20 protein-coding genes and 1 tRNA gene are annotated in these 20,277 nt (G+C 71.3%); 15 read left to right on the top strand and 6 right to left on the bottom strand.

What is annotated here, in order from left to right; genetic code table 11:
* Positions 1-45 precede the first annotated feature (45 nt).
* Both ASF71_RS17910 and ASF71_RS17905 read left to right on the top strand, forming a co-directional pair.
* Positions 46-933 (top strand): hypothetical protein, encoded by an 888-nt coding sequence (locus ASF71_RS17910; RefSeq protein ID WP_056302546.1) that lies wholly within the window; start codon positions 46-48, stop codon positions 931-933.
* The gene (locus ASF71_RS17905) at positions 930-1,304 is read left to right on the top strand and encodes a hypothetical protein (protein ID WP_235514599.1); all 375 of its coding nucleotides are present in this window, start codon (positions 930-932) and stop codon (positions 1,302-1,304) included. The genes ASF71_RS17910 and ASF71_RS17905 overlap by 4 nt, the downstream gene beginning before the upstream one ends.
* 60 nt (positions 1,305-1,364) lie before the next feature.
* On the opposite strand, the gene ASF71_RS17900 is transcribed toward ASF71_RS17905, so the two are convergent.
* Positions 1,365-2,561 (bottom strand): branched-chain amino acid ABC transporter substrate-binding protein, encoded by a 1,197-nt coding sequence (locus ASF71_RS17900; protein WP_056302544.1) that lies wholly within the window; start codon positions 2,559-2,561, stop codon positions 1,365-1,367.
* 276 nt (positions 2,562-2,837) lie between these two features.
* On the opposite strand from ASF71_RS17900, the gene ASF71_RS17895 reads away from it, so the two are divergent.
* Positions 2,838-3,425, top strand: coding sequence for a single-stranded DNA-binding protein (locus tag ASF71_RS17895; RefSeq protein ID WP_056302542.1), 588 nt, complete (start codon positions 2,838-2,840; stop codon positions 3,423-3,425).
* 72 nt (positions 3,426-3,497) lie between these two features.
* Here ASF71_RS17895 and ASF71_RS17890 read toward each other — a convergent pair whose 3' ends face one another.
* Positions 3,498-3,953: a hypothetical protein gene (locus ASF71_RS17890; RefSeq protein ID WP_056302540.1), complete on the bottom strand. Its 456-nt coding sequence runs from the start codon at positions 3,951-3,953 to the stop codon at positions 3,498-3,500.
* A 76-nt stretch (positions 3,954-4,029) separates the two neighbouring features.
* Here ASF71_RS17890 and ASF71_RS17885 point away from each other — a divergent pair, with 76 nt between their 5' ends.
* The 3 genes from ASF71_RS17885 (at position 4,030) to ASF71_RS17875 (ending at position 6,655) form a co-directional block, all read left to right on the top strand.
* Positions 4,030-4,209: a hypothetical protein gene (locus tag ASF71_RS17885; protein ID WP_056303019.1), complete on the top strand. Its 180-nt coding sequence runs from the start codon at positions 4,030-4,032 to the stop codon at positions 4,207-4,209.
* 326 nt (positions 4,210-4,535) lie between these two features.
* Positions 4,536-5,723: a PfkB family carbohydrate kinase gene (locus tag ASF71_RS17880; RefSeq protein WP_056302538.1), complete on the top strand. Its 1,188-nt coding sequence runs from the start codon at positions 4,536-4,538 to the stop codon at positions 5,721-5,723.
* Complete coding sequence (locus ASF71_RS17875; protein ID WP_056302535.1) at positions 5,720-6,655, top strand: pseudouridine-5'-phosphate glycosidase; 936 nt, start codon at positions 5,720-5,722, stop codon at positions 6,653-6,655. Before ASF71_RS17880 ends, ASF71_RS17875 begins: the two co-directional genes overlap by 4 nt.
* Before the next feature lie 178 nt (positions 6,656-6,833).
* Here the strand turns inward: ASF71_RS17875 and ASF71_RS17870 are convergent, their stop codons facing one another.
* Positions 6,834-8,165 carry a dicarboxylate/amino acid:cation symporter gene (locus ASF71_RS17870; RefSeq protein WP_056302534.1) on the bottom strand — a complete coding sequence of 444 codons (1,332 nt, stop codon included), beginning with the start codon at positions 8,163-8,165 and terminating at the stop codon, positions 6,834-6,836.
* A gap of 269 nt (positions 8,166-8,434) precedes the next feature.
* Here ASF71_RS17870 and ASF71_RS17865 point away from each other — a divergent pair, with 269 nt between their 5' ends.
* From ASF71_RS17865 to ASF71_RS17825, 9 genes are all read left to right on the top strand, one after another.
* A complete protein-coding gene (locus tag ASF71_RS17865) occupies positions 8,435-10,081 on the top strand; it encodes an ATP-binding protein (RefSeq protein WP_235514597.1) in 1,647 nt (548 codons plus the stop codon).
* A gap of 103 nt (positions 10,082-10,184) precedes the next feature.
* A complete protein-coding gene (locus ASF71_RS17860; RefSeq protein ID WP_082506154.1) occupies positions 10,185-10,841 on the top strand; it encodes a response regulator in 657 nt (218 codons plus the stop codon).
* A gap of 87 nt (positions 10,842-10,928) precedes the next feature.
* Positions 10,929-12,335 (top strand): dihydrolipoyl dehydrogenase, encoded by a 1,407-nt coding sequence (gene lpdA, locus ASF71_RS17855; protein ID WP_056302532.1) that lies wholly within the window; start codon positions 10,929-10,931, stop codon positions 12,333-12,335.
* A gap of 492 nt (positions 12,336-12,827) precedes the next feature.
* A tRNA-Glu gene (locus ASF71_RS17850) sits at positions 12,828-12,902 on the top strand.
* A 384-nt stretch (positions 12,903-13,286) separates the two neighbouring features.
* Complete coding sequence (locus ASF71_RS17845; RefSeq protein ID WP_056302531.1) at positions 13,287-14,177, top strand: serine protein kinase RIO; 891 nt, start codon at positions 13,287-13,289, stop codon at positions 14,175-14,177.
* Positions 14,178-14,179: 2 nt separating this feature from the next.
* Positions 14,180-14,995, top strand: a complete 816-nt coding sequence (locus ASF71_RS17840) for an alpha/beta fold hydrolase (protein ID WP_056302530.1) — start codon at positions 14,180-14,182, stop codon at positions 14,993-14,995.
* 200 nt (positions 14,996-15,195) lie between these two features.
* Positions 15,196-16,197, top strand: a complete 1,002-nt coding sequence (locus ASF71_RS17835; RefSeq protein ID WP_056302529.1) for an NAD(P)/FAD-dependent oxidoreductase — start codon at positions 15,196-15,198, stop codon at positions 16,195-16,197.
* A complete protein-coding gene (locus tag ASF71_RS17830) occupies positions 16,194-17,027 on the top strand; it encodes a CoA ester lyase (RefSeq protein WP_056302528.1) in 834 nt (277 codons plus the stop codon). The genes ASF71_RS17835 and ASF71_RS17830 overlap by 4 nt, the downstream gene beginning before the upstream one ends.
* Positions 16,991-17,215, top strand: coding sequence for a hypothetical protein (locus tag ASF71_RS17825; protein WP_082506153.1), 225 nt, complete (start codon positions 16,991-16,993; stop codon positions 17,213-17,215). Before ASF71_RS17830 ends, ASF71_RS17825 begins: the two co-directional genes overlap by 37 nt.
* On the opposite strand, the gene ASF71_RS17820 is transcribed toward ASF71_RS17825, so the two are convergent.
* The 3 genes from ASF71_RS17820 to ASF71_RS17810 are packed head-to-tail and all read right to left on the bottom strand — an operon-like array spanning position 17,212 to position 20,228.
* The gene (locus ASF71_RS17820; protein WP_056302527.1) at positions 17,212-17,610 is read right to left on the bottom strand and encodes a 2Fe-2S iron-sulfur cluster-binding protein; all 399 of its coding nucleotides are present in this window, start codon (positions 17,608-17,610) and stop codon (positions 17,212-17,214) included. The two genes, ASF71_RS17825 and ASF71_RS17820, sit on opposite strands and share 4 nt — an antisense overlap.
* A 28-nt stretch (positions 17,611-17,638) precedes the next feature.
* Positions 17,639-18,505, bottom strand: a complete 867-nt coding sequence (locus ASF71_RS17815; RefSeq protein WP_056302526.1) for an alpha/beta fold hydrolase — start codon at positions 18,503-18,505, stop codon at positions 17,639-17,641.
* Between the two features lie 4 nt (positions 18,506-18,509).
* Positions 18,510-20,228: an adenine deaminase gene (locus tag ASF71_RS17810; protein ID WP_056302525.1), complete on the bottom strand. Its 1,719-nt coding sequence runs from the start codon at positions 20,226-20,228 to the stop codon at positions 18,510-18,512.
* Positions 20,229-20,277 lie beyond the last annotated feature (49 nt).

Raw genomic sequence — 20,277 nt, 5'->3', positions numbered from 1 at the left:
TCCACCTTCCACTTTGGGAGACCCGCTGCGGATACACTGTTCAGAATGAAGGTTGGTCTGCTTGAATCGCGCGCGGCGCGCCTGTCGGGGTACTGGGCGGCATATCTGCGGGAACTGGGTGTGGAGTCGAGTGCGCCGGGTCTGGGCGACGACGAGGCCCTGGCCCTGGGCCGCGAGAGTCTGCCGCAGGAGCCGGTGACGGTACAGCTCGCCCTGGGGCGCGTGCTGGCTCTGGGCCGGGTAGACGCCGCCCTGGTGCCCCAGTTGCCGGCCGTGTTCGGGGACGCCTGGGGCGAGGCCCTGACCGAACTGCTGCCCCGGCGCCTGAGCGGGCTGCCGGCCCTGATCGCCCTGCCCGACCTGCCTGCCGGGCGGGACGAGATCGAGCGGGTGGCGGCCGAGATCGGCCGGCGGCTCTCGCCGGGGGGTGGGCGGGTGCGGTTGGCCCTCGACCGCGCCAAGCCGCTCGCGGCCGGGCCCAGGGCCGAGATGCCCGCCCTGACCCGCGCCTCGCACGCGACGGTCGGCGTGATCGGACCGCGCGCCCTCCTCGACGAGCCGGTGCTGGCCGGAGGCCTGCGCGCCGAACTCGAGAATCTGGAGCTGTACGCCGTCTACAGCAGCGACCTTCCTCTGCCCGAGGTCTTCAAGCGGGCCGAGCGCATGGAAAACGCTGCCCGTGCCCAGGACGGCGACCGCGAACTGTTCGGCGCGGCCTCGCTCCTCGCAGGCAAGAGCGCGGTGCGTGGGCTGCTGTTCGTGGCCCCAGCGCGCGACGGCGCGACCCGCGCGGCCCTCTCGCGCATCGCCGCCAAGCTGCACAAGCCCACGCTGCTCCTCGACCTCGACGCGGGGCAGGGCGGCGGCCCCGAGTTGCGCGCCTTTGCCGAGCGCCTCCAGAACGGTGTGGTCAGCCGCGAAGGCGGCGCGTGAAGAACTTCCGGCCCTGGGTGTGGCTCATCACCCCCGACCCCGCGCCCGGCTTCACGACGAACAAGCTGCTGAAGCTGGCGGTACGGGTGCTGCTGTTCGCCATCGTTGCCACGCTCATCAGCGGGGTGCTGGGGCTCACGCCGCTGCGGCCCTACCTGAACACGTGGTGGGGCAGCATGTTGCTCGTGTTCGCGCTGTACATCCCCTTCGCGCGCTTCATGACCATCGACACCTTCACGCCGCGCCGCGAGCCTCTACGCCCGGTCGGCGCGGCGGGAGGCCGCACAGTCAGCAGCGCCCAGCGCCGCAAGGACCGCAACCGCTACGCGGGCGTGCGCAAGAGCGGCCCCAAGTACGGCGGCCGGCGCTAGCCACAGCCCTGTTGGAAGGAGGCACACCCGGAGAGTGGGTGTGCCTCCTTCCTTTCGCGTTCAGCGTAGGCTGTCGGCCGTGACGGTCTTGATGGTCACGATGCTCGCCTTGGCGTCGGCTCCCAGGCGCATGACGAGCACGCGCGAGCGCATCCGCTCGCCGCTGGCATCGAAGGCCACCGGACCGGAGATGCTGTCGCACAGCAGCGCGCTCTTGTTCACGCAGGCCGCGAAGTTGACCTTGCGTACGGCGTCGCTGACCTGGGCGCGGGTGGGCAGGGCGCCGCCGGCCTTCAGGGTGGTGTTCATGGCGCTCAGCAGGGCGTTGGTGGCGTCGTAGGCCATCATGGCGACGCCGCTGGGGGCCGTCTTGTACTTGGCCTGGTACTGGCGCGCGAAGACCTCGCTGCCCGAGTAGGCGCTCACGGGTCCGAAACCGGTCGAGTAGACCACGCCGGTCGCGCTGCTGCCCGCCCGCTGGGCGAAGCTGGGCGAGTCGAGGCCGTCGCCGCCCATGAACACGGCCTTGACGCCCGCCGCCCGCAGCGCCTTGACGAGCGCCGAGCCGATGTCGTCGGTGCCGCCGTAGTACACCACGTCCGGGGTCGCCTCACTGACCCGCTTGACGGCCGCCGCGATGCCGGCCGGGTCGGAGGCGCCCGCGTAGCCGCCCAGGGCGATCCCCCGGCGCTTGAGGTTGGCCTGCAGGGTAGTCGCCAGTCCGTTGCCGTAGGCGGTGTTGTCGGAAATCACGAAGACGCTCTTGGCGCCGACCTCTTCCTGGAGGTAGGTCGCGGCGGCCACGGCCTGCGCACGGTCGGGGGCGACGACGCGGCTGAAGGAGTCCCAGCTGTGGCTCGTCAGGGCGTCGTTGGTGCTCGCGGGCGAGACGGTCGCCAGCCGCGCCGGCTCGAAGGCCTGGGCCAGCACGTTCGAGACGCTGGAGTTCAGGGCGCCGACCACGCCCATCACGCTGCCGTCGGCCAGAATGTCACGGGCGATGGTTCCGGCGCGGGTGGCCGAGGCCTGGTCGTCGAAGGGTGCCAGCATGAGGTCATAGCCCTGCGACTTGAAGGTGCGGACCTTGGCCTCGATGGCCAGTTCCGCGCCGCGCCGGACTTCGGTGCCGATGGGGGCTAGGCTGCCCGTGAGGGGGCTGACCGTCGCCACCTTGATGGTCGCTGCCTGCGCCACGCCCGGCAGCAGGGCGAGGGTAAGAAGCGTCAGGACGGTGCGGGCAGGGGTCGGCTTGGGCATGACCGAACCTATAGAGAACGTCTCCACGTAAGTCTTACGCCGCTTCGTTAAAGAAAAGGCGCCGCGCCGTGGCCGGGAGGCCGGATTGCCCCAGCAACTGCGGGATGTGTAGGTAGCATAACAGCCGCTTTTAGGGCGCGTGGCGCAACTGCGGCGCGGCTGACGGGGCACGCCTGCGCGCCGAGTCAGAAGGCTGTCATGCGCCCGCCCGCCAGCCGGGTCCACTGGCATTTCCAGTCCAGGCGTGTTATGTTATTTACATAAGGAGGCCGCTTCATGCTGCGTATCGAATTTGTGACGGATCTGGGAGCACGTGTCAGTGTCGAGGTCGAGGGCGCCGAAAAGCTGCTCGACGTGCAGCGCCAGTACGGCCGCCTGGGCTGGACCAGCGGCGAGGTGCCGCAGGGCGGGTACCTTTTTCCGCTGGAGAACGAACAGGACTTCGACTGGTCGCTGCTCGGGGCCCGAAAGTTCACCAACAGTGACGGCGAGGAGATGGTCATGCACCGGGGCCACGCCTACCGCCGCCGCGAACTGGAGGCCGTGGACAGCCGCAAACTCAAGCTGCCCGCCGCCATCAAGTACAGCCGGGGGGCCAAGAACACCGACCCCGAGCACGTCCGTGAGAAGGCTGACGGTGAGTTCGAGTACGTGACCCTGGCCATCTTCCGGGGCGGCAAGCGCCAGGACCGTTTCGCGGTGCCTGCGGGGCGGGCCCAGAGTCCGCAGGGAGGCGCCCGCCCCACCGCGCCTGGCGGTCCCCGGCCCCAGGCGGCGCAGGCTCCGGCCGGCCGGCCCGCGCCTGTGGCGGCCCGGCCAGCTCCCGCGCCGGTCGCTGTGGCCGACGAGGAAACCCCCTTCTGACCTGAGCCGAATCTGAACCCGCGCGCCGCCGCGCCCATCCGCTGGGCCGGCGGCGCGCGGCTGTTCACACCTTCAGTCCTGCGCCCGGCTGCCGAGGTCCACGATCACGCCGCGCACGTCGGCCGGCTGCCAGCCCTCGGGCTTGAGCTGCTTGCCGTCGGCGCGGCGCGGGCCGCTCGCCTTGCTCAGGTTGGCCCGGTGGACCTCGGCCAGCACGGCGTCGGCATCTATCCCCAGCAGGTCCAGCGCGCCGTAGGTCACGTACAGCAGGTCGGCGAGTTCGTGCGCGAGTGGGGTCAGGTCGCCCGCCGACAGGGCCTCGCCCGCTGCGATCCTCTCCGCGAGGGAGGCGAATTCTGCCTCGGTTTCGGCGTATTCCTCGGTGATCAGGGTGCGGCGCAGGGCCAGCACGTCGGCGCCGGGCACGGTCGGCCGGTTAGGGGGGGTCAGCCCGATGGCCCGGTGGAATTCGCGTAGGCGCTCGGCGTTCGTCCGGGCGGGGGAGGGGGTAGGAGGGGGGGCGCTCATGCGCCGATGCTACGCCGGGTCCCTGGGCGCTGTGCCCCCCACGGACCTGGAGGAGCAGGAGGAGTACGCTGACCCCATGACCCGACCCGAGGACCAGACAGGCGCGAACGCTCCGGCACAGGGCGAAGTGCTCATCAGTGGGCTGGACACCGGCCCCGACGCGGCCACGCGTGAGAATCTCAGCCCCACCGAGCGCCGCGTGCGCCTGGAGGAGCAGCGTCGCCCCGACCGGGAGCCGGAGGACGAGGACGGCTGAAGACTGCTGCGGACAGCTGACGCACCAAAAAACAGGCACCCCGCAGTTAGGGTGCCTATCTTTTTGCTGCTGATGTGGGGGTGAATGCGGGGGTCGAACCCGGCGGCGGCCTTGAACCGTCCACCTCGCGCGCCCGTTGGAACAGAGGTGGGCGTCTCCCTCCGGCCCCTGCCCCGCCGTCTTCTCGCTGGGCAGGCCTGCTAAGCCAGCAAGTATTATGCCCTGAACAGATTTGAGGCGCATGTGCCGAACATACAGATGCCTTAAGCAAAATGGCCGAGCTCTACTCTCTTTATTTCTATAAAAGCCTTTGCTATAATAAAATTATGTCCCTGACCGTGCGTGAACAGCAAGTGCTGGACCTCATCCGGGAGTCACCCATGAGTTCGCCTGAGGACCTCGCGCGGCGGTTGGGGATTTCGCGGGCGGCGGTGAACGTGTATGTCGGCCACCTCACTCGAAAGGGCGCGCTGCTGGGACGCGGCTATGTGCTTCCCCCCGCCCGCGCGGGGGTGGTGGTGGTCGGCGGCGCGAATATGGACATCAAGGCGCAGATCACCGGCGAGGTCATCGGCGCGACGAGCAATCCCGGCCGCGCCTCGCAGGCCCCCGGCGGCGTGGCGCGCAACGTGGCCGAGAACCTCGCGCGCCTGGGCACCGACACCCGCCTCATCACGGCGGTGGGCCAGGACCCGGCCGGCGACCTGCTGCTCGAGCGGACGGCGGCGGCGGGGGTGGACGTGGGGCCGGCGCTGCTCTCGCCCCACTGCGCCACCGGCACCTATACGGCGGTGCTGGACGCGGCGGGCGAACTCGTCGTCGCGGTGGCGGCCATGGGCGTGACCGACGAACTCACGCCCGAGGTGCTGCGCGCGCGCCGGGGCGTGCTGGCGGGCGCAGGCTGGATCGTGGCCGACGGCAACCTCGCCGAGGACGCCCTGGCGCAGCTGCTGGCGTTGGCGGCCGGCAACGGCACGCCGGTCGTCTTCGAGCCGGTCAGCGTGCCCAAGGCTGCGCGGCTGCGCTCCGCCCTCCTGGCCGGGCCGGTGCCCTACGCCGTGACCCCCAACCTCGGTGAACTCGCGGCGCTGGTGGGCCGGAACGTGCCCGACGAGCGCGGCGCCATCGCGGCGGCGGCGGCTGAGCTGCACGCGCTGGGGCTCACCCTGGTGTGGGTGCGCCGGGGCGGGCGCGGCAGCCTGCTCTCGGAGTCGAGCGAGGGAGGCGACCCTGCCGTCCACGAGCTTCCGGCGCTGCCGGCACAGGTGGTGGACGTGACCGGAGCGGGCGACGCCATGCTGGCGGCCTTCCTCGCCGCCCTCGTGGGTGGCCTGAGCCCCGCCGAGGCCGCCCGTCACGGCCACGCCGCCGCCGCCCTCACCGTCGAGAGCAGCCACACCGTCCTGCCGACCCTGACCCCCGCCGCCATCCGCGCGCGCCTCGCGGCTCCGTCCACAGACTTTTTTTCCAGCACCCCTGCCCACAGCACCCCCCTTCAAGGAGACCTGCCATGACCCTGACGACCAACCCTGCCCACGACCTGCTCGATCTGCACCCCGAAGTCGCCGCCGCCCTCGCGGCTGGGCAGCCCGTGGTGGCGCTCGAGAGCACCATCATCAGCCACGGTATGCCCTTTCCGCAGAACGTCGAGATGGCGCGCGGCGTCGAGGACGTGGTCCGGGAGAACGGCGCGGTGCCGGCGACCATCGCCGTGCTGGGCGGCCGCCTCAAGGTCGGCCTGACCCCCGACGAACTGCACCTGCTCGCCACAGACAAGAACGTGCACAAGATCAGCACCCGTGACCTGCCTGTCACCGTGGCCCTGGGCCGGCACGGCGCGACTACCGTCGCCTCGACCATGCGCATCGCGGCGCTGGCGGGCATCCGGGTCTTTGCCACGGGGGGCACGGGCGGCGTGCACCGGGGCGCGGGCGAGACGATGGACATCAGCGCCGATCTGCTGGAACTGGCCCGCACCGACGTGTGCGTGGTGAGCGCCGGGGTCAAGAGCATCCTGGATATCGGCCTGACCCTCGAAGTCCTGGAGACGCAGGGCGTGCCCGCCATCACGCTGGGCAGCGAGGAGTTTCCGGCCTTCTACTCGCGCCGCAGCGGCTTCAAGTCGCCCCTGAGCGTGAGCAGCGAGGCCGAGGTCGCCCGCGTCCTGAAGGCGAAGTGGGCGCTGGGGCTGTCGGGCGGCGTCATGCTCGCCAACCCCATCCCCGAGGCCGACGAGATTCCGGCCGACGACATGGCCCCCAACATTGAGCGCGCCCTGGCCGACATGGACGCCCTGGGCCTGACCGGCAAGGACACCACGCCCTACCTGCTGGGCCGCATCGTGGAGATCACGGGGGGCCGCAGCCTGGCGACCAACATCGCCCTGGTGCGCCACAACGCCGCCGTGGCTGCCTGCGTGGCCGCCGAGTACGCCGCGCTGGCCTGAGCTGAGCCGCGCCCCGACGCCCTGAGCACAGAGGACCGCCACCGAGGTTGCCCGGTGGCGGTCGTCTTGTCGGGCGAAGTCGGGTGGCGCCGGGCTGCCGCTGTCTGGACTCCGGCCCCCGTTACAGGGCGGCGCCCCACCGCGCTGGACAGGCGAAGTGGGGCGCCGGAGGAGAGGGTCAGGCGTGCTGCGGCGCGCTGCCCAGGGGCCGGCCCTCGGCGCCCTGCTCGGCGGCAACCTCGGCGTTCACGGGGGGCAGCACCTCGCCGTTCAGGACGCGGGTCAGGCGGGTCATGTCCAGCGCCTTCTCGCTGCGGGCCACGACCAGGGTCGCCACACCGTTGCCGATGATGTTGGTGATGGCGCGGCCCTCGCTCATGAAGCGGTCGATGCCCAGGATGAGCGCCAGACCCGCGACCGGCACGGTCCCCAGGGCAGCCAGCGTGCCCGCCAGCACCACGAAGCCCGAGCCCGTGACCCCGGCCGCGCCCTTGCTGGTGAGCAGCAGGATGCCCAGCAGCGCGATCTCCTGCCCGAACGAGAGGTTGACGTTGGTGGCCTGGGCGATGAACACGGCGGCCATGGTCAGGTAGATGCTCGTGCCGTCGAGGTTGAACGAGTATCCGGTGGGCACGACCAGCCCGACGACGCTCTTGTCGGCGCCGGCGTTTTCCAGCTTGGCCATCAGGCGGGGCAGCGCCGACTCACTGCTCGAGGTGCCCAGCACCAGCAGCAGTTCTTCCTTGATGTAGCGCAGGAACTTGAAGATGCTGAAGCCCGCCGCGCGGCAGATCAGGCCCAGGACCACGAAGATGAACAGGGCGCAGGTGAGGTAGAAGGTGCCCATCAGGGCGGCGAGCTGCTGGAGGCTGCCCACGCCGTACTTGCCGATGGTGAAGGCCATGGCCCCGAAGGCGCCGATGGGGGCGAGCTTCATGATGAAGCCCAGGATGTTGAAGACCAGCGTGTTGACAGCCTCGATGCCGTGCAGCACGCGCTGGCCGACCGCGCCCATCCGCAGCAGCGCGAAGCCCGAGAGCAGCGCGATGAGCAGCACCTGAAGCAGGTCACCCTCGGTGAACGCACTCACGAAGGTTGTCGGGATGACGTGCAGCACGAAATCCGCGACCGTCTGCTGGCCCGCCGCCTCGGTGTACTTGGTGATGGCCGAGGTGTCGAGCGCCGCCGGGTTGACGTTCATGCCGCGTCCGGGGCCGATGAAGTTCACGACCCACAGGCCGATGAGCAGCGCCAGGGTGGTCACGACCTCGAAGTACAGCAGCGCCTTGCCGCCCACGCGCCCGATGCGCTTGGTGTCGCGCATGCTGGCGATGCCGGCCACGACCGTACAGAAGATGATCGGCCCGATTACGACCTTGATCAGCTTGATGAAGCCGTCGCCGAGCGGCTTGAGCTGTTCGCCCACTGTCGGGAAGAAGTGGCCGACGAGCACACCGAGCACGATGGCGGTCAGGACCTGGGCGTAGAGACTGCGGAAGATTTTGGGCATAGGGGGCCTCCAGGGGCCAGGACGATGGCCCGGAAAATGGCGACGGCGCGGGGGTGCGGGGAACCTGCGGGGTAGGCTCGGTAAGTTTGGTTGGGCACAGTGTGTGCTCCAGACACCCCGCGCGGGTGGCCGGGCGGCGGCGCGGCGGCGCCCTGGTCCCATTGACAGCGTCCAGCACGGGTAAAACTAGGGACGCGGGCGGGGGATGATTCGTGCAGGAACTGAACACAACCCCCTGGCCGGCGCGGGCGTGCCACACTACCCTCACCGTGAGCCTTCGGCGATCCCGTTCCGCCGCGCCCCGCGTGCCGGCCCTGGCGCGCGAGGTGGCGTTGCCACATACCCCGCACCTGCTCCAGGTGCGCACGCGGCTCTTTCTGCTCACGCTGGGGGCTTTTTTGCTGCTGGCGCTGCCGCTGGCGGGGCTGGCGAGCGCGGCGCTGCTGCGCGGCGTGCACCAGACCTTCGCCGACCGGGCGCTGCGCGAGTCGCGGCTCGTCGCCACCCTGCCGCCCGTGGTCGCGGCCCTGAGCGGCAACGCGGCCGAGCGCGCCGGCCTGAACACGCTGATCAACCGCTACCGCCTCACGCTGGGCGCGGCCTACGTGGTCGTCACCGACCGCTCGACCCACCGTCTGACCCACCCGGAACTCGCGCGCATCGGCGAGCCGATGGTGGGCGGCGACTTCCAGAGCTTCCGGCGGGGCCAGAGCGTCACTGAGACCGTGCAGGGCACGCTGGGGCGCTCGGTGCGCGCCAAGGTGCCGGTCGTGTCGGGAAGCGGCGAGGTGCTGGGGCTGGCGAGCGTGGGGTTCTTGCTGCCGCAGGTGCGCGACGTGTTCTGGCAGGTCATCCGCGCGGCGCTGCCCTGGTATCTGGGGGCGCTGCTGCTGGCTCTAGGGCTGGCGCGCGCCCTGGCCCGGCGCATCGGCCACGAGATGCTGAACCTGGAACCCGAGCAGATTTCCGGGGCGCTCCTGAGTTTCCGGGCAGTCCTGAATTCGCTCGACGAGGGCGTAGTGGTCGCGCGCGCGGGGCAGATCCACGTGATGAACCCGCAGGCCCGCGCGCTGCTGGGCGTGCAGTCCGCCGAGCTGCCAGTGCCGCTGCCCGCGCCCCTGCGGGCCCTGCCCGACACGACCACGCCGCTCGACGTGGGGGGCCGGCCGCTGCTCGTCAGCGCGCGCGAGGTGGAGGCCGGGCCGCTGACACCGGCCGGGGCGGCCACGCAGGTCATCACGCTGCGCGACCTCGCCCGCGTACGCGAGCTGGCCGACGAGCTGACCCAGGCGCAGCGCTACGCCGAACTGCTGCGCGCCCAGACGCACGAATTCACCAACCGCCTGCACACCCTGGCGGGCCTGATCCATCTCGGCGAGACGGACGAGGCCCTGCGGCTGATCTATACCCAGGCCGGGCGGCACCAGGCGCACGCCGGGGCGGTAGAGCGGCTGCGGCACCTGCGGCTCGCGGCGCTGCTGCTGGGCAAGTACGACCGCGCCGCCGAGGTGGGCGCCGTCCTGACCCTCGACCCCCTGTGCGCCCTGCCGGCCGGGTTGCCCACCGGCGTGCCCGAACTGCTGGAACTGGCCGCCGGCAACCTCATCGAGAACGCCTTCGAGGCGCTGGCGGGGCAGCCCGGGGCCGAGGTGCGGGTGCTCATCGCCGCCGATCCCGAGGGCGTGGTGCTGGAGGTGCGCGACAATGGGCCGGGGGTGCCGCCCGAACTGCTGGAGGTGCTGGGCGAGCGGGGCCAGAGCAGCAAGGGCCGGGGCCGGGGCGTGGGCCTGTCGCTCGTGCGCACCCGCGCGCGCGCGCTGGGCGCCGAGCTGACCTACGACCGCCCTGACGATGAGCTGGGGCGGCCCTGGACCCGCTTCACCCTCGACCTGCCCCTGCCGGAGGAGACGACATGAGACGCATACGGTGTGTAGCGCGCACGACTTGGCCCCTGGCCGGCTGGCCCACTCCAGGCGCGGCGGGACAGCCTGTGGTGTACCCGCGCTTTCTGGAGGCCCGGTGAATCCCATCCGGACCCTCATCGTCGAGGACGACCTGCAGATCGCGGCGCTGCACCGCCGCCTGCTGACCGAGGCCGGCGGTTTCGAGGTGCTGGGCTACGCCGAGACGCTGCGCGTGGCGCGCGCCATGACGGCGACCCTGTCGCCCGAACTGCTGCTCCTTGACGTGCAGCTCCCCGACGGGCGCGGCCTGGACCTGCTGCGCGAACTGCGGGCAGGCGGCGCGCGGCTCGACGCGATTCTGGTCACGGCGGCCAGCGACACCGCGAGTGTGCAGGACGCCCTGGCCCATGGCGCGGCCGACTACCTCGTCAAGCCGGTGACTCCGGCCCGCTTCCGGCAGGGGCTGGAGCGTGCCCGCGAGCGCGCCGCGCTGTGGCGGCGTGAGGACGTGCGCCAGAACGATCTCGACGCCCTGTTCCGGGGCAGCCCCGAAAGCGCCGCACCGGGCCTGGACCCCGGGACCCTCCAGCGCGTACGCGCCGCGCTGCGGGCCGGAGGGTCCCACACGGCGGCGGAACTGGGCGCCGACCTGGGCCTGAGCCGCGTCACCGCGTGGCGTTACCTCGAACAGCTCGCCCAGAGTGGCGAGGCAATCGCCGAGACCGACACCGGCACGGTGGGCCGCCCGGCCAAACGCTACCGGCGGGTGTAGTGCTGCCCGGAGCGGAGGCAGGGGTGTTCCCGCCTGGGGAACGTCCCCCAATCCGCTTGGGGGGTGGGTGGTACGCTCAGGGGCGTTATGGACTCCTACGACGTTGTGGTGATCGGCGGCGGCCCGGCAGGTTACGTGGCGGCCATTCGTGCCGCGCAGCTCGGTCTCAAGACCGCCTGCGTGGACGCTTTCGAGCGCGGCGGCAAGGCGTCGCTGGGCGGCACCTGCCTGAACGTGGGCTGCATTCCCAGCAAGGCGATGCTCGACTCCAGCGAGAAGTTCGAGATGATCCGCCACGAGGCGGCCGACCACGGTATCGAGGTCGCGGGCGCCAGCGTCAACCTGGAGAAGATGCTTGCGCGCAAGACCGGCGTCGTGGACAAGCTCACGGGCGGCATCGCCTACCTGTTCAAGAAGAACAAGGTCACGTCCTTCTTCGGCCTGGGCAAGCTCGTGCGCCAGGAGGAAGGCGGCTGGGTCGTGGACGCCGCCGGCACCGAGGTGCTGGCCAAGAACGTCATCGTGGCGACGGGCAGCAGCCCGCGGGCGCTGCCGCTCGCCCCCTTCGGTGAGCACATCGTCGAGAACAGCGGCGCTCTCACGTTCAGCGCCGTGCCGGGCAAGCTGGGCGTCATCGGGGCCGGGGTCATCGGTCTGGAGCTGGGCAGCGTATGGCGCCGCCTGGGCGCGCAGGTGACTGTCCTGGAGGCCCTTCCCGGATTCCTGATGGCGGCCGACGCTGCCATCGGCAAGGAGGCCCTCAAGCAGTTCCAGAAGCAGGGCCTGGAATTCCACTTCGGCGTGAACATCACGGCCGTGGACCAGACCGACTCGGGCGTCACGGTCACCTATACCGAGAAGGATCAGGAAGTCACCGCGACCTTCGACAAGCTCATCGTGAGCATCGGGCGCGTGCCGCATACCCAGGGTCTGGGCGCCGAGGCGGTCGGTCTGGGGCTCGACCCGCGCGGCTTCGTGCAGGTGGACAGCCACTACCGCACCAACCTGCCGGGCATCTACGCCATCGGCGACGTGATCGGCGGCGCGATGCTGGCCCACAAGGCCGAGGAAGAGGGCGTGGCCGTCGCCGAGCTCCTCGCCGGGCAGGCCGGACACGTCAACTACGACGTCGTGCCCTGGGTGATCTACACCAGCCCCGAAATCGCCTGGGCCGGCCTGACCGAGCAGGGCGCCAAGGACAAGGGCCTGAACATCAAGACCGGGCAGTTCCCCTTCAGTGCCAACGGGCGCGCGCTGGGGCACGGCGACCCGCGCGGCTTCGTGAAGGTCGTGGCCGACGCCGACACGGACCGCCTGCTGGGCGTGCACATGATCGGGCCGAACGTCTCCGAACTCATCGGCGAGATCGTCGCCCTGATGGAATTCGGGGCCAGCAGCGAGGACCTCGCGCGGACTGTCCACGCCCACCCCACCCTGTCGGAAGTCGTCAAGGAAGCGGCCCTGGCGGCCGATAAGCGCTCGCTGCACATGTAAGCCGGGAGAGACGCCGGCCGCCTGGGTACTCCGCACAGTACATGAGGTGGCCGATCACGACCCACCAGCTCAGGCCCCTGCGGGGCTCGCTGGTGGGGCTCAGGTCAGGCCACGTCGCCAGGCTAGAGCCTGCCCGCAGCACCAGTGAAGGCTGTGACACGGGGCGCCCGCAGAGGACGGACATTCAACGTCGGGCTCTTCAGGGAGTGGGCATGAGTGGCCGCCAGTTTCCAGTGGTCCGTGCGCTGGCGGGCAGTGCCTACCATTAGAACTGCTCGTCCTCCCGTCGCAGGAAGCCGGGGAGCAGCCGCCCTGCCGGCCACTCTGGGGAGACCGACAGCGCGAATTGCGAGATGACTCCTGGCCCTGCTTGACGAACGGGCATTTCCCCTGTATCTTTCTGTGCGTGCCGGAAACGGTGCCCCTTGAAAGGCAGTTCAGGTAAGCGAAGTTCCTTCACAGGTACGAGCTTCCAAATAACTGAAGTGGTGTGGCCCCATCGTCTAACGGTTAGGACACTACCCTTTCAAGGTAGCGATACGGGTTCGAATCCCGTTGGGGTCACCAGCAAAGCCTCCGCTTCGGCGGAGGTTTTTCTTTGTCTTTCTGCCAGTGCGTAGGGACTCTTGGCATGGGGCTCCGAGTTCGTCGAAAGGTGTGCAGGGACGGGGTCAGTTCACGCGCGGCCAAAAGCGCCCAATGCCGCGTTATGCTCCCCCGGTTCCCGCTAGGCTGGATGGCCTAGGGTGGTCATGTTCGTCACTTTTCGCGGTCTGTGCCTGCTACCATCGGGACGTACCTGAAAGGAGGTGCTTGCACATGGATCACAACAACATCGGCCGCCGGCCCGCAACCCCGAGCCTTCTCAACGCAACCCGGAGTCCCCGTGTCCATATCCATGCTGCCGCATCCTCCCTACAGAGTCTCTCCCTGGCCTGAGCGGCCCAGACCATGAACGCCGGCTGGCGGCCCCGCGACGTGCAGGCCGAGCTGGAGGGTGCCGACGTGCGCCCCGAGCGCCGCGAGAAGTACAAGACCAAGAAGCCGCTGGGCCGCCGCCGGCTGGCCACCCTGACGGGAACGGAAGGCGCAGGCGACGCGACCATCCGGCGCCTGACCGAGCTGGGCCACATCACCGAGGTGGTGGCCGAACTTAAGAGCGGTAAGGAGGCGACGGCCTATGTCGCGCGCGGCCCACGCGGCAGCGTCCTGCTCAAGCTCTACCGCGAGTTCGAGGCCCGGTCGTTCAAGAACGACGCCATCTACCGGGAAGGGCAGACCATCACCGACGAGCGCGCCGCGCGGGCAATGACAGCCCGCAGCAAGAAGGGTCTGGAAATGCTTCAGGCGAGCTGGGTGAACGCCGAGTACGCGCACCTGTGGACCCTGTGGGCCGCCGGCCTGAGCGTGCCCGAGCCGCTGGTGGGGCCGCGCCCCATCGATTACGGCGAGACCAGCCCGGCGGTCCTGATGGCCCTCATCGGCACCGAGGACGAGCCGGCCCCCCGCCTGAGCGACGCCCGGCTGACCCCCGAACAGGCCCGCAGCGCCTGGGACCAGAGCCTGGACGGCATGGCCGGCCTGCTGCGGCTGGGGTACGCCCACGGCGACTACAGCACCTACAACCTCCTGTGGTGGGAGAACACCGTGACGATCATCGACTTTCCTCAGCTGACCACCCGAACGAATCCCAATTTCTCCGAGCTGCTGCGACGCGACGCCCAGAGCCTCGTGACCAGCTTCCGCAAGCACGGCATCCAGACCGACACCGAAACCACCCTACGCGAGGTGCAGCGCCGCGCGCAGGGACCAGCCCCCGCGCCGCGCCTGGTGCTGCCCTGAGCGTGCCTGTACGCAGCGGCGGCGGCGCGGTCCTGGCGGCCGAGATGGTCGGCGAAGGCCCGCCTCTGGTCCTGCTGCACGCCGGCGTCGCCGACCGCCGGGTCTGGGCGGCGCAGGTGGCCCGGCTCTGGGCAGACTACCGCCTGGTCACCTACGACCGCCGCGGTTATGGCGAGACGCCCGCCGTGAACGAACCCTACAGCGACGTCGCCGATCTGCTGGCTGTCCTGGACGCCCTGGACATCGGGCAGGCCGTTCTGGTCGGCAGCTCGAAGGGCGGCGAGATCGCTCTGGACTTCGCTCTGGCGTACCCCGGACGCGTGGGCGCCCTCGTGCTGGTCGGTGCGGCCATCGGCGGGATGCCGGTGCCGGACGACTGGGGCGAGGTGCCCGAGCGCCTCGGCCGGGAGATGCAGGCGGCCGCAGGGGCCGGCGACCTGGACCGCCTGAACGAACTGGAGGCGCAGCTCTGGCTCGACGGTGCGGACCCGCCGGGCCGCGTGCAGGGGCCGGTGCGGGACCTCTTTCTGGAAATGAACGGCACGGCTCTGCGGGCGGCGCAGGAAGGCGGGACCCCCCCCGACCAGGACGCTTATGCGCGCCTGCCCGAAATCGCCGTGCCGACCCTGCTCGTGGTGGGCAGTCTGGAACTGCTCCACCTGCGGGCCGCCAGCGAACACGCTGCCCGCGTGATGCCCCGCGCCGAACTGCACGTCGTGCCGGACACGGCGCATCTGCCGGCGCTCGAGCGGCCTGGAGCGTTCGGCGTTCTTCTGGACGCCTTCCTGGCGTCGCTGCCCGGTGGCCCAGAGGCGTAGCCGCCGCACGGGGTGACTGGCGACTGCGGACCCGGGGTGCGCCGGTCACGGGTCAGGGCCTTACGGGGCTATCCACAGTCGCGCGCCTTGGCCCAGCCGCTAGGCTGTCGCCATGCCTCGTCCCCTGAAGTTCCTGCTGGCCCTGTTGCCCTTCCTGCTGGTGTCGAGCGCGGCCCGGCGGCCTCGTCCGGCGGCGGCCCATGAGTAACGTGCTGATCGTGGGGGCGGGACTGGGCGCCCTGGCCCTGGGCGCCGATCTGCGAGCGGCGGGCGTGGACGTGCGCCTGCTGGACAAGTCGCGTGGCGGCGCAGGCCGGGCGGCGACCCGGCGTGTACGCCTCGAAGACGGCCGCGAGGCCCGGCTGGACCACGGCGCCCGCTTCTTCACGGCCCGTGGCGAGCGGCTGCGCGCGCTGGCGCAGGCCGGCGAGGAGGCGGGCTGGCTGCGGGCCTGGGCCACCGGCTTCCCGACCTGGGAGGCCGGCGAGATCCGGCCGGACGGGGGCGGCGAGCACCCGCGCTACGCGCCTGTGGACGGCCTGAGTGCCCTGAGCCGTCATCTGGGTGAGGGACTGGACGTGGCCTACGGCGTCACGGCGGCGCGGCTGGAGCGTGTGGGCACGGGCTGGCGGGTTCACGACACCGCGGAAGGCGTCCACGAAGCCCGGCGGCTTGTCCTGAATCTGCCGGCCGCGCAGGCCTCGGCGCTGCTGGGCGACCACGCGTCGGAACTGCGCGCCGCCTTCGCCGGGGTGACCTACGATCCGTGCTGGGCGGTGGGAGCGGTGCTGGAGCAGGATCTCGGCGCCGACTGGCCTGCCCTGCGGTTCAGGGGCCACCCGGCCCTCGACTGGGTGGCCCGCGAGCACACCAAACGCCCTGCTGGCCACCCACCTGCGCTCATGGTCCACGCCCACGCCGATTGGTCGCGGGCGCATCTCGAAGACCGCCCGGAGGACGTGCAGGCCGCGCTGCTGGCCGCCGCTGCCGAGGTCGTGGGCGACTTCGCGGTGCTGCAGACCTTCGCCCACCGCTGGCGTTACGCCCAGCCCGCGCGCCGGGCGGCGGGAGCCCATTTCTGGGACACCGAACTGAACCTGGGCGCCTGCGGCGACGGCTTCACCCCCGATAACCACGGTACGCGGGTCGAGGCGGCGCTGCTGAGCGGCTGGTCGCTGGCTGCTGCCCTGGGGACGGCGTGAAGGCGCTGCGGTCCGTCCTCTATGTGCCCGGCGACAAACCGCGTGCCATCGAGAAGGCGCGGACGCTGGGGGCCGACGCCGTGATCCTCGACCTGGAGGACGCCGTGGCCCCCGAGCACAAGGAGGCGGCGCGGGACAACGTTGTAGCAGCCCTGCGCGTGCCCTGGCCGGTGCCGGTGTTCGTGCGCGTCAACGGTCTGGGTACGCCCTGGGAGCACGAGGACCGCGAGGCTGCGCTGCTCGCCGGCGTGGACGGCCTGGTGCTCCCCAAGGTCGAGGATGCCCGCGCCGTGGCCGAACTGCACCTGCGCGTGCCTCTGTGGGCCATGATCGAGACGCCCCTGGGCGTGCTGGCTGCCCCCCAGATCGCGGCGGTCCCCGGCGTGGCGGGCCTGATCGCCGGGACCAACGACCTCGCCCGCGTGCTGCGGACCCGGCCCCATGCGGAGCGCGCGCCGCTGCTGCACGCGCTCTCGGCGGTGGTGCTCGCGGCACGCGCCCACGGCAAGGTGCCGCTGGACGCCGTCTACAACGACGTGCGTGACCCGGAGGGCTTCGCGCGGGAGTGTGCCGGGGGCCGCGCGCTGGGTTTCGCGGGCAAGACGGTCATTCATCCGGGGCAGGTGGCACTCGCCAACGCGGCCTACGGCGTCAGTGAGGACGAGGCCCGTGAGGCCGCCGCTCTCCTCGCCGCCTGGGACGAGGCCCGCGCGCAGGGCCGGAGCGTAGCTACCTTCCGGGGCGCGCTCATCGAGACTATGCATGTCGAGGAGGCCCGCGAGACGCTCGCGGCGTGGATGCCCCCGGAGTCCGGCCCGGCGGCGCCGTGACCCGCCTGACGCCCGATTTCCTGCGGCGGCGCAACGCCCTGTGGGCCGAGCTGCGCGCCACGCCGCCGGAGCACCCAGCGTTCGAGGCCACGCTCGGGCAGCTCATGGCCCTGGTGGGCTGGAGCCGCGCGCAGGTGCTCGCCGGGCTGGGGCTCAGCGAGGCCGAGGTGCCCGCGCCGAACGGTTAGCCTTCGGTCGAGGCTCCGGGGCGGGTGGTCCACACCGGCTCGGGCGCGATGGCCTCGGCGGGGGCCTTGCCGGCTTCCAGGCCGCTGCTCCTCACGGTCTGGAGGGGGCGCACGCGCATCTCAGGCGCGCACTCGATCTGGCACGAGAGGCGGGCCACGTTGAGCAGCTCCTTTTCGGTCAGCTTGTCGTACTCCGCGACCGTCATCAGATCGGGTTCGCCTTCCAGAAATTCGACGCGGCAGGTCGTGCAGCGCGCCACGCCGCCGCAGCGGTGCAGGATGTCCACCCCGCCGCGCTCCAGCGCCAGTACGAGCCGCTCGCCGGCGCGCGCCGTGATCTCGCCGTAGTCCTCGACGTAAATGCTCAGGGTCTGTTCGCCGCTGCTCTGGGTCATGGGGCGAGCATGACACATCGGCCCGGCCTCAGCTCCCGGCAGTGTCCAGAAAGTCCAGCAGGAGATGGTTCACCCGTAGCGGCTCGTCGCGCATCACCCAGTGGCTGGCGCGCGGCAGCCGGACCACCCGCAGGTCCGGCACCCAGCGCTCCAGCCCGTCGGCGAGTTCGGGCAGCAGCGCCGCGTCGCGTTCGCCCCAGATCACCAGGGTGGGGACGCGCACCTCGCCCCCCTGTCGGCCGCCGCCCGTGCCGGCCACCCGCATGGCGCGGTAGTAATTGATCATGGCGCCCGCCGCTCCGGGCTGGGCCCAGGCAGCCTCGTACTCGCGCAATTCCTGCGGCGTGTAGGCGTCGGGGTTCGTGCCACGCAGCGCCCAGCGCCCGAACTGCGGCAGCGCACGCTCGGGCAGCCAGGGCAGCTGGAAAAAGCCGATGTACCACGATTTCTTCTTCTGCGCCGGGTTTCTGAGGACCTCGCGGAAGCGTCCCGGATGCGGCGCGTTCAGGATGACCAGTTTCTCGACGACCTCCGGCTGCCGGATCGCCAGGGCCCAGGCCACGATGCCGCCCCAGTCGTGGCCCACCACCCGCGCCCGCGTATGGCCCAGCGCGCGGATAAGGGCCGCGACGTCCTCCTGCAACAGGCTCACCTTGTAGGCGGAGGCGCCCGGCGGCTTCTCGCTGAGGTTGTAGCCGCGCATGTCGGGGGCGACCACCCGGAACCCCGCCCGGGCGAGCGGCCCGATCTGGCGTTCCCAGGCCCGCCAGAACTCGGGGAAGCCGTGCAGCAGCACGACCAGCGGGCCGTCTGCGGGGCCGGCCTCCACCACATGCAGGCGCACGTCGCCCGCCATGACGCTGCGTTCGGTCCAGCCCTGGGGTAACTCGGTCATGCGCCTAGTCTGACCCACCCGGCGCGCCCACGCTGGACTGGCCTCCGGACTGCCGGGACAGACTGGGCGCGTCGCCGTCCAGCAGCCGCCAGGCGGTGACGTCCAGCAGGCCGCGCGGCGTGAGCTTCAGGGCCGGAATCACGCTCAGGCCCAGGAAGCTCAGGGTGGTGACGGGGTAGGGCAGGCGGCAGCCCAGCGCGCGCGCCGCCGCCGTGACCTCGCCCAGGCGTGCGGCGGCTTCCTGCGGGGGCAGGTCGGTCATCAGGCCCGCGTAGGGAAGCGGCAACTGCGCGAGGACCTCGCCGCCCGAGACCACCACCGCCCCGCCGCCCAGCGCCGTCAGGGCCCGGCCCGCCGCGCGGATGTCCTCGTCGCTGCCGCCCAGGAAGGCCGCCTGGTGCGCGTCGTGCAGCACGCTCAGGCCCAGGGTGCCGCCGGTGAGGCCGGTGCCCGAGGTCCAGCAGGTCGCCCACTCGCCGCGCCCGTAGCGGTCGGCCACGACCAGCCGCGCGTCGCCGCTGCCCGGTGCCCCCACCCCGGTCGTGATCTGGTCGGGGCTGACCTCCATCACCGGCCAGTGGGCGGGCACCCCAAAGCGCGCAGCGTCCCAACCCGTGCCCAGGTCCACGCCGCCGCCGGGCAGAGGAGGCGTGGACGTGCCGGGACGGGCCTCGGCGCCGCCCACGAAGGTCTCCAGGACTCCGAAGTCGTGCAGGTTGTCCAGCAGCACGAAATCGGCGTGGTAGCCCGGCGCCACGAGGCCGTGGTCGTGCAGGCCCCAGTACTCGGCGGGGTTGCAGGTCACGAGGGCCACCGCGTCGGCCGGGTGCAGGCCGCCTGCCACGCACGTACGCATCAGGCGGTCGAGGTGTCCGAGTTCCAGCAGTTCGTCCACGCTCACGTCGTCGCTGACGAGCATCGCGCGCCGGGGTCTGTTGCGCAGCACCGGGAGCAAGGCCTGGAGGTTGCGCGCCGCCGAGCCCTCGCGCACCATCAGCCACAGGCCGGCGCGCAGACGCTCGCGGGCTTCCTCGGGCGTGGTCGCCTCATGGTCCGAGTGCAGCCCGGCCGCCGCGTAGGCCAGCAGGTCGCGCCCCGTGACCCCCGAGGCGTGGCCGTCCATGCGCAGGCCCGAGGCCCGGCCCGCCGCCAGAACGGCCCACACGTCTTCGTCGCCGCCCAGTACGCCGGGGTAGTTCATCATCTCGGCCAGGCCCAGCACGCCGGGGCGGCGCAGCAGTTCGGCCACCTCGGCGGCGCTCAGTACGGCCCCGCCCCGCTCGAAGCTGCTCGCGGGCACGCAAGACGGCACCGAGCCGTACACCCGCAGCCCCGAGGTCTGCCCGGCCTCCAGCATCCAGTCTAGGCCCCGGCCACCGAGCACGTTCACAACCTCGTGCGGCTCGGCAACCACGCTGGTCGTGCCCCGGCGCAGCACCGCGCCCGCGAAGCCCGCCGGGGTCAGCAGGCTGGATTCGATGTGGACATGCCCGTCCATGAACCCCGGCGAGAGGTAGGCCCCGCGCGCCTCCAGGGTGCGGGCGGCGGGCGCGCTGCCCAGGGCCCCCACCGCCGCCACGCGGCCGTCGGCCACGAGCACGTCCGCCTCGTAAAGTTCACCGGTCGCGGGCTGGACCACTTGCGCGCCGCGCACCAGCAGGTCTCCCGCTTCCTCGCCGCGCGCGACCCGCACCACCCGTCGCCGGTCAGAAGACTCGATCATGACGCAGTCTAGGGGGAAAATTAAGACTTGCACAGGGACACGGGGGAGG

Source organism: Deinococcus sp. Leaf326, from assembly GCF_001424185.1.
GTDB lineage: Bacteria > Deinococcota > Deinococci > Deinococcales > Deinococcaceae > Deinococcus.
The sequence above is the reverse complement of the archived record's forward strand: the minus strand, read 5'-3'. Positions and strand labels throughout refer to the sequence as shown.

What these genes read in the sequence shown, in the direction of transcription:
- ASF71_RS17910 (WP_056302546.1), top strand. Translation starts at nt 46, where the DNA reads ATGAAGGTTGGTCTGCTTGAATCGCGCGCGGCGCGCCTGTCGGGGTAC.
- ASF71_RS17900 (WP_056302544.1), bottom strand. Translation starts at nt 2,561, where the DNA reads ATGCCCAAGCCGACCCCTGCCCGCACCGTCCTGACGCTTCTTACCCTC.
- ASF71_RS17895 (WP_056302542.1), top strand. Translation starts at nt 2,838, where the DNA reads ATGCTGCGTATCGAATTTGTGACGGATCTGGGAGCACGTGTCAGTGTC.
- ASF71_RS17890 (WP_056302540.1), bottom strand. Translation starts at nt 3,953, where the DNA reads ATGAGCGCCCCCCCTCCTACCCCCTCCCCCGCCCGGACGAACGCCGAG.
- ASF71_RS17885 (WP_056303019.1), top strand. Translation starts at nt 4,030, where the DNA reads ATGACCCGACCCGAGGACCAGACAGGCGCGAACGCTCCGGCACAGGGC.
- ASF71_RS17880 (WP_056302538.1), top strand. Translation starts at nt 4,536, where the DNA reads ATGTCCCTGACCGTGCGTGAACAGCAAGTGCTGGACCTCATCCGGGAG.
- ASF71_RS17875 (WP_056302535.1), top strand. Translation starts at nt 5,720, where the DNA reads ATGACCCTGACGACCAACCCTGCCCACGACCTGCTCGATCTGCACCCC.
- ASF71_RS17870 (WP_056302534.1), bottom strand. Translation starts at nt 8,165, where the DNA reads ATGCCCAAAATCTTCCGCAGTCTCTACGCCCAGGTCCTGACCGCCATC.
- lpdA (WP_056302532.1), top strand. Translation starts at nt 10,929, where the DNA reads ATGGACTCCTACGACGTTGTGGTGATCGGCGGCGGCCCGGCAGGTTAC.
- ASF71_RS17845 (WP_056302531.1), top strand. Translation starts at nt 13,287, where the DNA reads ATGAACGCCGGCTGGCGGCCCCGCGACGTGCAGGCCGAGCTGGAGGGT.
- ASF71_RS17835 (WP_056302529.1), top strand. Translation starts at nt 15,196, where the DNA reads ATGAGTAACGTGCTGATCGTGGGGGCGGGACTGGGCGCCCTGGCCCTG.
- ASF71_RS17820 (WP_056302527.1), bottom strand. Translation starts at nt 17,610, where the DNA reads ATGACCCAGAGCAGCGGCGAACAGACCCTGAGCATTTACGTCGAGGAC.
- ASF71_RS17815 (WP_056302526.1), bottom strand. Translation starts at nt 18,505, where the DNA reads ATGACCGAGTTACCCCAGGGCTGGACCGAACGCAGCGTCATGGCGGGC.
- ASF71_RS17810 (WP_056302525.1), bottom strand. Translation starts at nt 20,228, where the DNA reads ATGATCGAGTCTTCTGACCGGCGACGGGTGGTGCGGGTCGCGCGCGGC.